Annotated in this window: 12 protein-coding genes; 9 read left to right on the top strand and 3 right to left on the bottom strand. The window is 53.5% G+C overall.

Annotation, left to right across the window (positions count from 1 at the left end; genetic code table 11):
* Positions 1 to 152: 152 nt before the first annotated feature.
* On the top strand, positions 153 to 743 hold the full coding sequence (locus QMG16_RS15960) for an HD domain-containing protein (RefSeq protein ID WP_281795836.1): 591 nt from the start codon (positions 153 to 155) through the stop codon (positions 741 to 743).
* Here the strand turns inward: QMG16_RS15960 and QMG16_RS15955 are convergent.
* The 3 genes from QMG16_RS15955 to hrpA are packed head-to-tail and all read right to left on the bottom strand — an operon-like array spanning position 731 to position 5,806.
* A complete protein-coding gene (locus tag QMG16_RS15955; protein ID WP_281795834.1) occupies positions 731 to 1,126 on the bottom strand; it encodes a PWWP domain-containing protein in 396 nt (131 codons plus the stop codon). The genes QMG16_RS15960 and QMG16_RS15955 overlap by 13 nt on opposite strands.
* A complete protein-coding gene (locus QMG16_RS15950) occupies positions 1,110 to 2,033 on the bottom strand; it encodes an NUDIX hydrolase (protein ID WP_281795832.1) in 924 nt (307 codons plus the stop codon). Before QMG16_RS15950 ends, QMG16_RS15955 begins: the two co-directional genes overlap by 17 nt.
* Positions 1,994 to 5,806, bottom strand: coding sequence for an ATP-dependent RNA helicase HrpA (gene hrpA / locus QMG16_RS15945; RefSeq protein WP_281795831.1), 3,813 nt, complete (start codon positions 5,804 to 5,806; stop codon positions 1,994 to 1,996). Before hrpA ends, QMG16_RS15950 begins: the two co-directional genes overlap by 40 nt.
* A gap of 335 nt (positions 5,807 to 6,141) precedes the next feature.
* Between hrpA and QMG16_RS15940 the strand changes: the two genes are divergently transcribed.
* From QMG16_RS15940 to QMG16_RS15905, 8 genes are all read left to right on the top strand, one after another.
* The gene (locus QMG16_RS15940; RefSeq protein WP_281795829.1) at positions 6,142 to 6,963 is read left to right on the top strand and encodes a purine-nucleoside phosphorylase; all 822 of its coding nucleotides are present in this window, start codon (positions 6,142 to 6,144) and stop codon (positions 6,961 to 6,963) included.
* A 236-nt stretch (positions 6,964 to 7,199) separates the two neighbouring features.
* Positions 7,200 to 8,525, top strand: a complete 1,326-nt coding sequence (locus tag QMG16_RS15935; RefSeq protein ID WP_281795826.1) for an amidohydrolase — start codon at positions 7,200 to 7,202, stop codon at positions 8,523 to 8,525.
* Positions 8,526 to 8,610: 85 nt separating this feature from the next.
* Positions 8,611 to 9,894 carry an amidohydrolase family protein gene (locus QMG16_RS15930; protein ID WP_281795824.1) on the top strand — a complete coding sequence of 428 codons (1,284 nt, stop codon included), beginning with the start codon at positions 8,611 to 8,613 and terminating at the stop codon, positions 9,892 to 9,894.
* Positions 9,895 to 10,152: 258 nt separating this feature from the next.
* A complete protein-coding gene (locus QMG16_RS15925; protein ID WP_281795823.1) occupies positions 10,153 to 11,535 on the top strand; it encodes a sigma-54-dependent transcriptional regulator in 1,383 nt (460 codons plus the stop codon).
* A 251-nt stretch (positions 11,536 to 11,786) separates the two neighbouring features.
* Positions 11,787 to 12,227 carry a response regulator gene (locus QMG16_RS15920; protein ID WP_281795822.1) on the top strand — a complete coding sequence of 147 codons (441 nt, stop codon included), beginning with the start codon at positions 11,787 to 11,789 and terminating at the stop codon, positions 12,225 to 12,227.
* A gap of 483 nt (positions 12,228 to 12,710) precedes the next feature.
* On the top strand, positions 12,711 to 12,887 hold the full coding sequence (locus tag QMG16_RS15915) for a hypothetical protein (RefSeq protein WP_281795821.1): 177 nt from the start codon (positions 12,711 to 12,713) through the stop codon (positions 12,885 to 12,887).
* 502 nt (positions 12,888 to 13,389) lie between these two features.
* On the top strand, positions 13,390 to 14,328 hold the full coding sequence (locus QMG16_RS15910) for a hydrogenase small subunit (RefSeq protein WP_281795820.1): 939 nt from the start codon (positions 13,390 to 13,392) through the stop codon (positions 14,326 to 14,328).
* 79 nt (positions 14,329 to 14,407) lie between these two features.
* Positions 14,408 to 16,048, top strand: coding sequence for a nickel-dependent hydrogenase large subunit (locus QMG16_RS15905; protein ID WP_281795818.1), 1,641 nt, complete (start codon positions 14,408 to 14,410; stop codon positions 16,046 to 16,048).
* Positions 16,049 to 16,209 lie beyond the last annotated feature (161 nt).

The raw sequence follows: 16,209 nt of genomic DNA, 5'->3' as shown, positions 1-16,209 counted from the left end.
CCTCGGCAGCGGACACCCCCCTTGGTCCCCCCTCGAGGGGGGACCAAGGGGGGTGTCAAAGAATCCAGAAGGTATTTCCGGATAGGTACTTTAGGTACTTAAAGAACGATTCACTCCCTAAGGCAAAACTGAAAAATGGAGGCGGCACAAGGTTGAATTCATCGGTCGGCAGGAATATCGTCAACTTCTTTTTCGAACTGGGAATGCTCAAAAAAACGCCCCGGTCCGGGTTCCAATTCCTCGGATCGGGGCGCGAATCCGTTGCGGACCATTCCTTCCGCGTCGCTCTTATCGGCTATACTCTGGCACGAATGTCAGAAAATGTGGATCCCTTCAAGATCGTATCCCTCTGTCTCTTCCACGACGTTCCTGAGGCGCGCACGGGAGATATGAACTACGTCAATAAACGTTATGTGGACGTGGATGAAAAAAAGGCCATCCACCACCTGGCGGAAACGCTCCCTTTCGGCGACGATTTCAAAGCTTTGATGGAAGAATACAGAGAAAACGAGACACAAGAGGCCAAACTCGTGCACGACGCCGATCAGCTGGACCTCATCCTGGAACTCAAGGAGCAAAGCGACCTGGGAAACGCTTATGCCCCCAAGTGGATCCATTTCGCACTGAAGCGCCTGAGAACGAACATCGCCAAGGAACTGGCCGACCAGATCCTTCAAACGGATTCAACCTCCTGGTGGTTTGAAGGCCACGACCATTGGTGGCATCCCCATCAGGAAGGTTGATCCTTTTTCTTTCGATCCATCAAAGATACCACCTTGCCTTTCCCGGGCGGGCGTTGATGTGCAGGTCCGGAATCCTTTTGCGCATCTTCAGCCGGAGACGGCTCTTCGGGACCGGGAGAAATCCCGGCGGGAGCTTCCTCCCCCGCCCTTTCAGGGGAAACCACCTTCTCCAACCTCACGGGCCGGCCTCCCATGGTGAATTCCTGCCCATTGATATATTCCTCCCGCAAAATCCAGGTAATGACCAGAAGAGGAACCTGAAGGACCAGCAATTTCAACTGAAACCATTCAGGTTTCACATCGGGCGCAATACCTTCGATTCGAGCGAAAAAAGCGGGGGAGCCTTCCATATAGGCCAGCACCAGATCACCTACCTGAGCCATTGCCGTCATTCCTTTCCCTGGCGGAAAAAATGGAGGCCGACTGCCTTCCATTCATATAGTTCTCGTCCAACACCCCCGGCACGAGGGGCAGGCGGTCCATTGAAGGCGGTTTGAAACCGAAGAGCAGATCCATAAAGTAGGTCACGATCTTGTAGGTTACGCCCCAGAGAATTTCCGTCTCCCCTTGATGGGGGTAGAGAAAACAGGCGAAATCCTTTGTGCCGCCGTGAAACTCCTTTTCGAGGGACTTGGGAACATAAAGCCGGTAGCGGGCGTATTGAAACCGGTTGAACAAGGATCGCAGAGGGATGGAGACCACCTTTTCCACTTCCCAGCTGGGAACGAACTTTTTCTGCCATGAAACCCAGCCCACCATGGGGTGGATGATCCGATGAAACAAAAGCAGGCATTGCGCGGGAAGGGGCCCCATGAATCGGGTGAATAAAGGGTTGAGGCGCATTTCCTCCCAGCTCTCTCTCAGGCCGGCCGCGAGCAGCAGGGACATGAGGCGCGCACGCTGCGGCTGTTCCGATCGAAATTGTTCCCAGTAGGGCCAGCGAAAAAGAGGTGACCCCGGAAGCCACAAAAGCTTCGCCAGATAAGGGTCCAGGCTTTTTTCCACAGTTCCTCCCGGACAGCACAGATCTCCAGGCTGCGGCACCATGGAAGAACGTTTGTTGAGTATGACGCAAACCTCGGGGGGGTCTCCCTCCCGCACGACCTGCTCTCCGAGCAACAGCATCACACTCGAAGACGCAACCCCTTTACACCCCTCGACCTGAAACAGGGATTTGCCGTTGCAGTTTTTTTGGAGCACACTGAGTATGTGTGATTGAAGAAGCGACGGATTTTCAATCACAGAGGGAATTACCCGATCCTTCCCTTCCAGGTCAGCCATTCCTGCCATTTTTCTTCCAGACGTTTTTGGGATACACGATATCGAGTCTTTATCTCCGGAGCAAAAAGACTGATTTTGAATTCCTCCAGCATCCAGCGGAAATCATCCACCAGTCGAAACCCTTCCTCGGCCGGTTGACGCAAGATCTCCCGCACCATCTCTTCATAGCGCTTCTGATGGAGGGCAAGCGGTTCCCCTTTCAGAAGATCTTTGCCGGGAGAGACATACACACGTTCTCCGCGCACCTGAAGCGCTTTGAGATAACGGGGCAATTCCCGAATATGCTTCCGGCAATAATGATCCAGAAAATCTTTCGGCACAAGTTTATTCAGCTCCTCGAAAAGAAGATCGATGCGACGCAGCACCATGGGATTGTTTCCAGCCATTTTGCGAAAACGATCCAGGGAAGAACGCGCCATGTGGCGTTCCAGAACAGCCTGAAGGACTTCTTCCAGCATTTCCCGGCCGGCGTCGGCCAACCTTCCCTTCAGATTTTCCAATGTTTCAATAAACTTATCCCGGCTCGGCCACTGCGGGGCGCCCAGATCGAGTAGTTCCCGCAGCATGTAGTTTTGAAGGCTGCGCGTGGCTTCGGAACGGCTCCCCATAAAAAACGTCATGGGAGCCATGTTCTCGGGAAAAATCCAGGACCTCTTCAGATGCTTGAGTTCAGGAGCAAAAGCCAACTGATAGAGAAGCATCAGACCTTTGAGGCTTTCTTTCTGAGCCTCTCCGGGATCTTCGAAAAGTCGGAGGGCAACCGTCTCGCCTTCCGCTACCAGGGCCGGATAAGCATACCGCATCAACCCCAGGGAGTCTTTCCCCAATTCCACCTTAGAAGGCAACTCCCCGAAATTCCATGAGACCAATCCGGTTCGCTCCCACTTTTTCTTTGACGTTTCCAATAAATCGTCTTCACGGCGCTCCACCGCCAGGGACTTCAGATCTTCCAGATCTTCCCCGGCTCCCAGAAGATCGCCCCCGGGTCCCACCACTTCAAACTTCATTTTCAGGTGAGGGGGCAACTGTTCAAAATCCCACATTTCAGGAGGAACACGAACGCCCATCATCTCCTTGATACACCGGCTCATCTGAAAACTCAAAGATCCCTCGCGAAAAGGAAGCCCCACCACAAGGCGCTGCGCCGTTTCTCCCGCAGGGACCAGTTGCCGGCGTATTCCTTTGGGAAGAGATTTTATCAATAGCGTCACCTTTTCCAGGAGCATTCCCGGAACGAGCCACTGAAACGGCTCTTCGCTCAATCGCGCAAGCAGGTGAACCGGTATGCTTGCAGTCACTCCATCATCCTTTTCTCCGGGATGGAACGCATAGCGAAGAGGCAGTTCCATGTCCCCCACCGACAAGGTGTCGGGAAACTGCTCCAGCGCTTCAAAATCCGGCTCCGCGCGTAGAAGATCCGCTTCCCTCATGCGCAAACAATCGTCTCCCCCTTGATCTTTCAGGAACTTATTGAAGGAACGTATGTCCGAGAGCTGGGGCAGGCGCTGATCGTAAAACTGAAAGAGCGTTTCTTCGTCCACCAAAAGATCCCTGCGGCGCGTCTTGCTTTCCAGCTCTTCGACCTGACGGATCAGATTTCGATTGTGTTCCATGAAGGCGTAGCCGTTCGGAAGATCGCCCTCGACCAGGGCCGAACGGATAAATATTTCCCGGGCTTCAGCCGGACGCACACGGCTGTAATCGACCTTACGGCGATCCACAACCGTGAGGCCATAGAGAGTCACTCGCTCGAAGGCGACGACCTGGCCCCTTTTCTTTTCCCAGTGGGGTTCAAAAAAGGTGGAACGGCAGAGATGCCCGCCCAGATCCTCCAGCCATTCAGGCTCGATGACGGCAACGGTTCTGGCATACAGGCGGGAAGTCTGTATCAATTCTGAGGCGGTGATCCAGGCTCCTCCTTTGTTGAAGAGTCCCGAGCCCGGGAAAAGCATCACCTGGCGGTTTTTGGTCGCAAGATAGATGTTTTTATCCTTACGCACGCCGATATGGCTCAAGTACCCGCTCAGAATGGACCTGTGAATGGCTTCGTAGCTCGCCGGATCCGGGTTGAATTCAAATCCCCCCAGCTCTTGAAGAATATCCCGGATTTCCTCAAAAATGTCCCTCCACTCACGCATCCTTCGATAAGAGAGAAAATGATCGCGGCAGAATTTGCGCATCTGACTCCGGCTGATCAGTGCGGCCCCGCGATCTTCGGAACCCATCTGCCAGAAGGTTCCCCAGATTTTGAGAAGAGTCACAAAATCCGAACGCGGATCGCGAAAACGGGCATGAGCCTGGTCCGCCTGGGTTTCCTTGTCGAGGGGACGCTCTCTTGGGTCTTGAATGCTCAGGGCCGCCGTCAGAATCGTCAATTCTTGAAGGGCGCCTTCCTTTTGAGCTTCCATGAGCATGCGGGAGAGGCGCGGGTCCAGAGGGAGCCTCGCCATCATGCGCCCGAGGGGGGTGAGCCTTCGATGATCGTCAACGGCGCCGAGTTCTTTGAGCAGGGCAAATCCATCCTTGACGGCCGCAGGAGACGGCGGGTCCAGGAAGGGAAATTCCTGGATGTTCCCGAGGCGCAGAAACAGCATTCTCAGGATGACTTCCGCAAGATTCGACCGCTGTATCTCGGGGGGAGTATAAAGCGGTCGATTGAGATAATCCTCCCTGGAATAAAGGCGAATGCAAATGCCCTCGGCCACGCGGCCGCACCGTCCCTGCCTCTGATCGGCACTCGCCTGTGAAATGGGGGACACGGGAAGGCTCTGCGTTCTCGACCGCGCATTGTATTGGGAAATACGGGCAAGGCCCGTATCGATCACGTACCGAATCCCCGGGATGGTGAGAGACGTTTCAGCCACGTTGGTGGCCACCACGATTTTTTCTTCCGAAGCGGGTCTGAAAACACTCTGCTGATCTCCCGCCGCCATTCTGCCGAAAAGCGGAAAGACCCGTGTGTTGAAATAGCGTTTTTCCTCGAGCCTCTGGACCGTCTCCCGGATATCGCTCTCCGTGGGCATGAAGATGAGAATGTCCCCCCTGCGCCCTCCCTCCCGGCGGGACTTGAGTTCGTCCACAGCCGCAACGGCCTGATCGATATACGAGATCTCTTCCTCTTCGTCATCGCGCACTTCCAGAGGACGGTAGCGCACCTCAACGGGGTAGGTCCTGCCTGAGACTTCAATGATGGGGGCATTTCCAAAGGATCGAGAGAACCTTTCGGGGTCGATCGTTGCGGAGGTGATGATCACCTTGAGATCGGGACGCCGGGGCAGAATCTTCTTGATGAGCCCCAGGAGAAAATCGATGTTTAGAGTCCGCTCATGAGCTTCATCGACAATGATCGTATCGTAGGCCCGAAAAAGGCGGTCCCGCTGCGCTTCCGCCAGGAGAATCCCGTCGGTCATAAACTTGATGCGGGTGGTTCGGGCCGTCCGATCCTGGAAACGGATCTTGTGCCCCACCCACAGGGGACCCATCTCTTTGAGCTCTTCAGCGACCCGATTGGCAAGAGTGATGGCCGCAATACGGCGGGGCTGCGTGCAGCCGATCATTCCGCGGCGGCCGAAACCGGCCTCGAGGCAAAATTTGGGAATTTGAGTGCTCTTTCCCGAACCCGTCTCCCCGGTAATGACCAGTACCTGGTGTTCCGCTATGGCGCGGAGAATAGCCTCCTTTTTGTCAAGAATGGGGAGTCCCGGTGGATAGTCCGGAATGAACGGGGCTTCAGCAGGGGAAGGGGCAGCCCTGCGCAATTTCTGAGATTCCAAAGAGTGCATAAATCCTTATTTAGTGATCAGGCCGGGGCCTGCCACTGATCTCCACGTAATGAGACTTTAGAAAAGTTGTAACCATTCACCGCAGAGAACACGGAGAGCACAGAGAATAAGGAAAATCCGAAAACCGGTTATTTTTTCCATTTCTGCAGCATCTGCGGATATGCAAACGGGGGTGAACGGTTAAAAAAATTCATGAAAAATATAAATATTATAACCGACCGGCATCACTTTGCGAGCGGAATCCTTTCCAACAGAAGGATCTTTACAAATCTGGCACCTTATGTCAATTGTCTGAGGCGATTAACATTTATTCGGACCGGAGATCAGGAGAGAAAATGGAACTTTTTTGCAAGCAGGTGGAGGAAGCTGCCGCTTTCATCGGTGCTCATCTCGATATTCGGCCCAAAATCGGGCTTATATTGGGCACCGGCCTGGGCGGTATCGTTGACGCCATGGACAAGTCCGCCGTTTTTCCTTACGGAGAAATTCCCCATTATCCCGTGAGCACGGTCACCAGCCATGAAGGGAGGCTCATCTGCGGTTCCTGGGCGGGAAAACCGATCCTTGTCATGCAAGGAAGATTCCACCTCTATGAAGGCTACACCGCAAGACAAATCTCTTTCCCCATTCGAGTCATGCAAACCCTGGGCATGGATACCCTGATTCTCTCCAATGCCGCCGGAGGGCTCAACCCTCAGTTCAGCGCCGGCGACCTCATGCTCATCACGGATCACATCAACCTGACGGGGCACAATCCCCTGGCAGGCCCCAATGTGGACCGATGGGGCGACCGGTTCCCAGACATGACGGAACCCTACTGCCGAAGACTCCAGGCATTGGCCCTCAGAACGGCTCTTGCGGAAAGGATCCTCTTACACCGTGGCGTTTACGTGGGGGTTCTGGGCCCCAGCCTCGAAACGGCCGCGGAAACGCGATTTCTGCGGGCCATGGGAGCCGATGCCGTAGGAATGTCCACCATCATGGAGGTGATCACCGCCGTTCATGCAGGGCTTAAAGTCCTGGGGATTTCCGTCATCACCAACGTCAATCTTCCCGATGCCTACCAACCCGCTCCCCTCGACAAAATCATCGCCACGGCGGAACGGGCGGGATCGAAGCTCGTGCAGCTGCTGGCAAAGGTCTTGGAACAATTATAGGCGGCACTTTCCGACAATATCGATTTAAGTACCTGGACAGAAATTTCTTAACATTTTCAAACCGTCATACCGGTGAAAGCCGGTATCCAGAGGATGTGCCATGTGGCTAGATTCCGGCTAAAAGCATGCCGGAATGACGTAATCTGTAACCATCAAGAATGTTGAGAAACTTTTGTTCGCGCATCTGATAAAATAAATAACATGACTTCAGCAATCCCACGGGAGGACCGGAACCCTTGCAGGAATCACATCATCAGAACGCAGACCTTCTCCTCATCAACGGATTGGTCCTCACTCTCGACGATGCGGATCAACGCTTCAATCCCGGAGCCGTCGCCATTGGAGGCGGAGAAATTATTGAAGTCGGCCCCTCCTCCGACCTGGCCGCCAAATATCGAGCCGCCAAGTCCCTGAATGTGGAGGGATGCGTCGTCCTTCCAGGACTCATCAACGGCCACACCCATGCAGCCATGACTCTCTTTCGAGGCCTCGCCGATGACCTCCCCCTCATGGAATGGCTGCAGGACCATATTTTCCCCGCCGAGCAGAAACTCACGGCCGACTGGGTCTACTGGGGCACCCTCCTTGCCTGCGCCGAGATGATCCAATCTGGAACCACGACCTTCTGCGACATGTACCTGTTCGAACACAAGGTGGCCGAAGCGGCCAAGGCAGCCGGAATGCGCGCACTCGTAGGCGAAGTCCTCTATGATTTCCCGTCCCCCCACTACGGCCTCATCGAAAACGGACTGAGCTTTACCGAGTCCCTCATCCAGGAGTGGAAAGACGACCCCCTCATCCGCATTGCCGTGGAACCCCACGCCATCTACACCTGTTCGCCGGACTTGCTGAAACGATGTTCAAACCTGGCAGAAAGGCATGGGGTTCCCCTCATCATGCATCTTTCGGAGACGGAAACCGAAGTCCGGCAGTCTCTCGACCAATACGGTCTGAGTCCCGTCGCCCATCTGGAACATCTGGGACTGTTGAATTCCCGACTCATAGCAGACCATTGTGTGGCTCTGAGTCCCGAAGACATGGAATGGCTGGCAAAGCGGCAGGTACAAGTGATCCACAACCCGGAAAGCAACATGAAGCTGGCTTCGGGCATCGCTCCCGTCCCCCGCCTCGTGGAGATGGGAATCAACGTCGCCCTCGGCACCGACGGCTGCGCCAGCAACAACGATCTGGATCTTTTCGGAGAGATGGATTCCTGCGCCAAACTCCATAAAGTGGCCAACCTGGACCCAACGGCTCTTCCGGCTCGCCTGGCCCTCAAAATGGCGACGCGCAACGGAGCCAAAGCCATCGGACTGGAAGAAAAACTCGGGACACTCACCCCTGGAAGCTGGGCGGATGTGATTGTCGTGGATTTCAGAAAACCGCACCTGACCCCACTCTATGAACCCGTGAGCCATCTGGTCTATGCGGCGCGGGGAGCCGATGTGAGACACAGTATCATTCACGGCCGCCTGGTGATGGAAGACCGCAACCTCCTCACCATAGACATCAACGAGGTCATGGACCATGTGCGCATCTTCGCCAAAACACTCCGCTCCTGAGGGAAGCACATCCGGACCTCGTGGCCGCCGGGAGGTCGACTGCGTCCTGCTCCATGCGGATTGGGTCGTGACCTGTAATGAGGAAATGCTATGTATTCCATCGGGCGCTGTAGCCATCGACGGCGATACGTTGGCAGCCGTCGGCCCGACGACGGAGATTCAGGCAAATTTCAGGGGACGCCGGGAGATGGACCTGCGAGGTCATCTCCTGATGCCCGGCCTCGTGAATGCCCACACCCATGCAGCCATGAGCTGTTTTCGAGGATTGGGAAGCGATCTGCCCCTCATGCAGTGGCTGCATGAAGTCATCTTCCCTGTGGAGGCGACTCACATAAACCCGGAGACGGTCTACTGGGGGAGCCTCCTCTCCGCCGTGGAAATGCTGAAAAACGGCATCACCACCTTTTGCGACGGGTATTTTTATGAGGAATCGGTCGCCCGGGCTGCCATGGAGAGCGGAATTCGAGCGGTTTTGGGGCAGGGCATCGTGGACTTTCCCTCGCCGGACCTGCCCGATCCGGGCCGGGCTAGGGAACGGGCGGAAGCTTTTCTCGCAGCGTTTCCGGGTGACACAGACCGCCTGAGGCCTTCCCTCTTTTGCCATGCACCCTACACCTGCGGCGCCGGGACCTTGCAATGGGTCAAGTCTCTTTGCCGCGAAAGAAATATTCTTTTCCAGATCCACCTTTCGGAAACCGCGGGTGAAGTTTTGGAACTGACTGAAAAAAAAGGCATGAGGCCGGTCTTTTACCTGGACACGCTGGGCATTTTAGATGACCTGACCCTTTGCGCACACGCCGTTTGGTTGACTCCCGCGGAAATGGAACTCCTTGCGCTACGCCGGGTGGGAATTTCCCACAATGTTGAAAGCAACATGAAATTGGCCTCCGGGGTCGCCCAGGTTCCACAACTTCTCACATCCGGAGTCGCCGTTGGCTTGGGTACGGACGGATGCGCCAGCAACAACGATCTGGACCTCTTTTCTGAAATGGACAAGGCCTCGAAGCTTCAAAAGGTTTTTGCGAAAGATCCGACAGTCTTTCCGGCCTGGAAAGTTTTGCGGCTTGCCACTTGCGAGGGGGCTTCGGTCCTGGGATGGGAGCGGAAAATCGGAAGCCTTGAACCAGAGAAGAAAGCGGACTTCATCGCCATCGATCTGAACCAACCCCATCTCACACCGCTATACAACCCCGTTTCCCAGTTGGTCTATACCGTGAGGGGCAGCGACGTTCGACATGTATGGGTCGGTGGACGACATGTCGTCTCCGACGGACGGGTAAAAGACGTGAACGAGGCCCAAGTCATGAAAGAAGTGGGCAGGATTGCGTTCAGGGTGAAAAAAGAAACGTGCCTTCCAATCCATGGATAATGGAGGGCAACGCGGGGTGACGCAGGCAAGGTATGCCCCCCCTTGAACGGCTGCATCGGTTGAATGTTGCCTTCCGCAGCTCGAGAATCCGGCTTCATTTGCCTTTTGCTTTATGTTAGAGATATTATTTTATTTGTGGGTCTTTAAAAGACCCATTCTGAGCACTTGATCGGGTCCGTGCAACATCCCTTCTCTATCATCTCATGTTCCCGCATCGAACCCTGTGATTTTCCGAAATACGGGTATTGGAAACACCACATGCGCGAAAAACACAAGATTCTCCTTGTGGACGACGAAGTGCCTTTTCGCTCGGCCCTGCGTCGTTTGCTGGAAAAAAACCATATGGTCATCGAAGCCGACACGGGGGCAAAGGCCTTGGAACTCGCCCAGAAGGAGGAACCGGACCTCATACTTCTGGATATCGGACTCCCCGACACCAGCGGACTGGAACTCCTCCTCCGCTTCAAAGAACTGCGGCCATCTCCCACCGTGGTCATGATAACGGCTTATGAGCAAGTAAGAGACGTTGTCATGTCCATCAAGCGGGGGGCATTCGACTACCTGGTCAAGCCTGTCGATCTGGATGAATTTGAACTCACCATCCAGAAAGCCCTGGAACATTCCGGCTTGCGAAACGAGGTGGACCGGCTTCGACAGGAAGTGCAGAGATTGCGGGGCGTGGACCGGCTCATCGGTAAAGACTCCCTCTTTCTCGAAGCGCAAATGCTGGCCATCAAGAGTGCACAGAGCCGGGATGCCGGTGTTCTCATTCAGGGAGAAAGCGGCGTGGGCAAAGAACTTTTTGCACGGCTCATTCACAACAAGAGTCCCAGGGCCACTTATCCTTTCGTGGCACTGAATTGCGCCGCATTCAGCAGGGAAATCATCGAAAGCGAACTCTTCGGCTACGAAAAAGGGGCTTTTACAGGAGCAAAAACCGAGGGCAAGGAAGGGCTCCTGCAAGTGGCGGACGGCGGGACCCTTTTCCTGGATGAAGTGGTGGATCTCCACCCTGAAATCCAGGCAAAGCTCTTGAGAGTCCTGGAAGACGGAGAATTCTATCCGGTAGGGGGAACACGCAAACGGCAGGTGGATATCCGCATCGTTTCCGCCTGCAATCAGGACCTTTGGGAAGCGTCGGATCAGGGAAGATTCCGCAAGGATCTCTTTTTCCGCCTGGCCACCATCCTCATTGAACTGCCCTCCCTGCGCCAACGCCAGGAAGACATCATTCCTCTCTCGCTTTTCTTCATGGAAGAGTTCAATGACAAGTACGGCAAGCATTTCAGGGGACTGAGCCCCAATGCGGAACGGATTCTTCTGCAACATCCATGGCCCGGGAACGTCCGGGAACTCAGAAATACCATCGAGCGGGTGATTCTGCTGGAAAACGAAGAGACCATTCTCGGCAGGCATCTCCATTTTCTCGTAGAGCCCGAAAAAGACCAGGTTCCCTCCTCTTCCGAACAGTTCCATATCGAGCTGCCCGAGGAGGGAATCGGCCTTGAAGAAATAGAAAAACAAATCATCCTTAACGCTTATGAAAAATGCCAACGCAACAAATCGAAAGCGGCGCGTTTTTTGAAAATCCCCAGGCATATTCTCATTTATCGCATGAAAAAACACGGCATAGAAATTTGAATAAAATTCTCCAACCGATCTCATTTTAAACAATATTCTCCATAAAAGATTCAACATCTTGTATTTAATGCATTTTCAATTTGGACGTCTTCCAATGAATCAGGTTTTCACTAAGATTCCGGTCAATATTCTCCAATCATTTTTCCACGATCAAATCGTATTTCCATGGAAAACGGGCCGAAGCAAAGGCCTTCATGCCCTTCACTCACTTGGCACACACAATGCATTTATACTAGGTCAGGAGGCTGAATGTGGATTGTGCGCATCGTGTGCTACTTGTTGAAGCTGATGCTCCGTTAAAACGCTCTTTGGAAAATTTTTTGGAACGGGCTGGGTATGCTTATGATTGTTGTTCGAATGCTCGTGAAGCGTTGATGCTGATTGCTGATTTTCACCATGACATAGTGATCGTTGAATATCTTCTTCCTGATGCTAATGGCGTCGCCTTGCTGAAAAAGTTGATGCAGATCGTGCCCGGTGCGGCCACGATAATGATTTCTGAATATGACTTTCAAGTGATTGCTGCTGAGCTGGCTCAAGTTGAAATTGTATCGTTCCTGAAGAAGCCCTTTGACCTCGTTGATTTTGAAACTGCTTTGTCTTCTGCGTGTTCTAAAGCGAGTGCATCAAACTGTGATGCAGATCTGAAGTTGGAGTTGAATTTAAGTATGCCTGCCCCCATTTTGAAGTAGGGAACTCTCAGTGGTTCGAATTCGAGTTGTTGTTGCGTTCAAGTGATTGTGGATACTGTTCGGTTCGGGTGGAAGCGAATTCTGAGGTGCTGATCGATGTGACTGCTGTCCTGCTCCTCTAGTTGAAGCGAATGTTCGATCTGGTGTTGCGTTGAATTCATGCGAACGAGAAAAGTTGAGTGGAAATTCCAAGCGAATTCTGATGATTTTGGTACTCTTCCGTTTACACAAACAGGATGCTAAATTTCACGCTGGTGGTTGAATCTGATCCAAGTTCTGAGTTTACAGAAAACTGAGAGACCCTTGTCCATATCAAAAGGCCGTAAGGATTTTCCTTGCGGCCTTTTGAATTTTGCAGCCAACAGCAATCTCGCTCAGGTTTTCTCAAAATGGTTCAAAAAGCCTTGCACAACTCCTCGCAAATGAGTTAGATGCATTTGTAACGATGGAGCCAAACCATAGAGCCGCTACAGGAGAAAAAACATGGAATCACAAAAGCTTGAGCTGATTCAAAAGTTGGAAGAGAAGGGAATGAGCATAACCCAGGCGGCGGAAGCCATGGAATTCGACGCAGAACTGCTGAACCTCTATTTTGCCCGGGATGCCTATCCTGTCCCCAAGCGAATACTGGAAAAACTCGCCGAAATTGTTAAAAACTGAGTCCCAGGAAACTTCAAAACGCCCAATCTATTTCAGGTTTTCCCTTTGGCTGATGTCGAAAAGATGCAACGACATCAGCTTTTTTTTATCCTCCCGCATTTCCGAAAATGCACAATCCAAATACGAATTCAGTAATAATTTTCACAACTTGACACTCAAGAAACTTAGTGATAACGATAACATCCCAAAGGCAGAAACTTGTTCCTCCGCGGTGAACGGATACGTTTTTCTTGGTACAGAGCGGGCTGTACAGTCCTTTTTGGAGATTCTTGGAGCCCCATGTTGCATCTCAGGGAGTGGTCGCTCTTGAAATCCCCATTTACCACGGAGGCACAGAGATCAAAAAGGAATTCCATAAGAATTCCAAAATCTTCTCCGTGCCCTCCGTGTCTCCGTGGTGAATAAGGGGATATTGGAATCCGCCAACTCCCCAGGGCGTTCGGCGCGTTCCGAGATCATGGGGGCGCAAACGGCGTTTTTCAAACGGCTTGAGGAGGTTTTTATGAAACGGGAAAAAGGCTTTGAGGAACGGTTGGAAAAGAGAGGGGTATCCCGAAGGGATTTTATGAAGTATTGTACCCTCTTGTCGGCTACAATGGGTTTATCTTCTTCCTTCGTCCCCAGGATTGCCGAGGCGTTCACTTCAGCCAAACGCCCCCCCGTGGTCTGGCTCTCGTTCGCCGAATGCACCGGTTGCGCCGAAGCCACTCTCAGGACGACATATCCCTGGATCGATGAACTGCTGCTGGATATCATTTCCCTGGACTACCAGGAAACCCTCATGGCTCCATCCGGTGAAGCTGCAGAAAAGTCCCTTCACGATACCATCGCCAAAAATGAGGGCAAATTCATTTGCGTTGTGGACGGCTCCATCCCCACAGCGGAAAATGGTGTATATGGAATGATCGGGGGAAAGACTTTTCTTGAAATTGCCAAAGAGGTCTGTCCCAAGGCGTTGGCAACCATTTGTATCGGGACCTGCGCCTCTTACGGCGGAATCCCTGCGGCCGCACCCAATCCCACCGGCGCCAAATCCGTCAAGGACGCCATAGGAGTCAGTACCCTCAATATTCCCGGCTGCCCCCCCAATCCCATCAATTTTGTAGGGACCATCGTGAACTATCTTCTCTTCGGGAAACTCCCCGACCTGGACGATAAGGGGCGCCCCCTTTTCGCCTACGGCAAGACCATTCACGATCAATGCCCCCGCCGATCCCATTTCGAAAACGGTGAATTCGTGACCTCATTCGATTCCGAAGAAGCCAGGCTGGGCTATTGCCTCTATCAGGTTGGATGCAAAGGACCGGAAACCTATAACAACTGTCCTGCGGTCAAATTCAATGAAGGCACCAGCTGGCCGGTACAGGCGGGACATCCCTGCATCGGCTGCAGTGAACCCGATTTCTGGGACAAGTTGTCTCCTTTCTATAAGTCACTGTAGATGAAAAGATTTTCATAGAAGAGTCCTTCAACCGCCAGGATCAAACCGCACCGTCTATCGACCCGAGGAGAAAACGACCATGGGACAAAGAGTTGTTATAGACCCCATCACCCGTATCGAGGGGCATTTGCGTATAGAAGTGGAAGTCACCAATGGAAAGGTCAGCAATGCATGGAGCAGCGCCACACTTTTCCGTGGCTTGGAGCTCATCTTGAAGGGACGTGATCCCAGGGACGCATACCTTTTCACCCAGAGGGCCTGCGGCGTTTGCACATATGTTCATGGGCTGGCCTCCGTTCGCGCCGTAGACAATGCCGCCGGCATCAACATTCCGGAGAATGCCCGGCTGCTCAGAAACCTTCTTCTGGGCGTACAATTCCTGCACGATCATATGGTTCATTTTTATCACCTCCATGCACTGGACTGGGTGGATGTTTTGAGCGCCCTCAAGGCCGATCCCAAGAAAGCCTCGGATGTCGCCAACCATGTTTCCACGGCGGGCAACAGCGGCATCAACGATTTCAAAGAGGTTCAGGCGCGCCTGAAAAAGCTGGTCGACAGTGGACAACTCGGCATCTTCGCCAACGGCTACTGGGGGCATCCCGCCTATAAGCTGCCCCCCGAGGTGAACCTCATCGCAACATCCCACTATCTGGAAGCTCTCCGTCAGCAGGCGCGCACCGCACGCATGCACGCCGTCTTCGGCGCTAAGAATCCCCACTTGCAGAGCCTCGTCGTGGGCGGCGTCACCTGCGCTACGGACCTCAACGCCGATCGCATTTCCGAATTCAAGTATCTTTGGAAAGAGACGATGGATTTCGTAACCAACGTCTACCTGCCCGACGTGGTCGCTGTGGCGGGCTTTTACAAGGATTGGGCAAAGATCGGCGGCACCACCAACTTCCTCGTCTACGGGGATTTCCCTCAAAACGAGAAAGAACCCGACAGCTTCATGCTCCCGAGGGGAGCCATTTTCAAACGGAACCTGAGCAAGATCGAGCCCGTCGATATGGCCCAGGTTGAAGAACATGTCAAGCACAGCTGGTACGAGGGAGACCAGGCGCTCCATCCTTCCAAGGGAGAAACAAAACCCAAGTATGAAAAACTCGATGTGGAAAACCGTTACAGCTGGATAAAGGCCCCGCGCTACAAGGGAGAACCCATGGAAGTAGGCCCCCTAGCGCGCGTTCTGGTCGCCTACGGGAAGGGTCATGAACCTACCAAAAAGGCGGTGGACGGCCTTCTCAAAAAATTGGGAGTTCCCCCTGAAGCACTCTTCTCCACCCTGGGGAGAACGGCCGCGAGGGCGATTGAAACCAAGATCATCGGCGATGCCATGGAAGGATGGATCGACCAGTTGGCGGAAAATATCAAGAAGGGGGATACCAAGATCTATCAGGATTACCAGATGCCCGCAGAAGCCATGGGGGCCGGGCTCAACGATGTTCCCCGCGGAGCCCTAGGGCATTGGGTGGACATCAAAGAACAAAAAATCAACAACTTCCAACTGGTGGTCCCCTCCACCTGGAACCTGGGTCCCCGTTGCGCTCAAGGCAAAATGGGCCCTGTGGAAGAAGCTCTCGTCGGCACCCCCGTGGCCGACCCCAAACGCCCGGTGGAGGTCCTCCGTACGGTGCATTCCTTCGATCCATGCATTGCCTGTGCTGTGCACATGATCGACCCACGCAGCAATGAAGTATATAAATTCAGGGTTGTCTAGGCGGTTTTTTGGATGGTCCTCATGATGTTGTCACTTCCGACATCCCCCCTCGATCCCCCTTCAAAGGGGGACTTTATCCCTGCCCCTCCCCTTGAGGGGGGCATGGGGGGTATTCACTTTTAGAAATGAGAATTGCTGCGTTCACAGTATACTTCGGGGAG

The organism is Desulforhabdus amnigena (assembly GCF_027925305.1).
GTDB lineage: Bacteria > Desulfobacterota > Syntrophobacteria > Syntrophobacterales > Syntrophobacteraceae > Desulforhabdus > Desulforhabdus amnigena.
The sequence above is the reverse complement of the archived record's forward strand: the minus strand, read 5'-3'. Positions and strand labels throughout refer to the sequence as shown.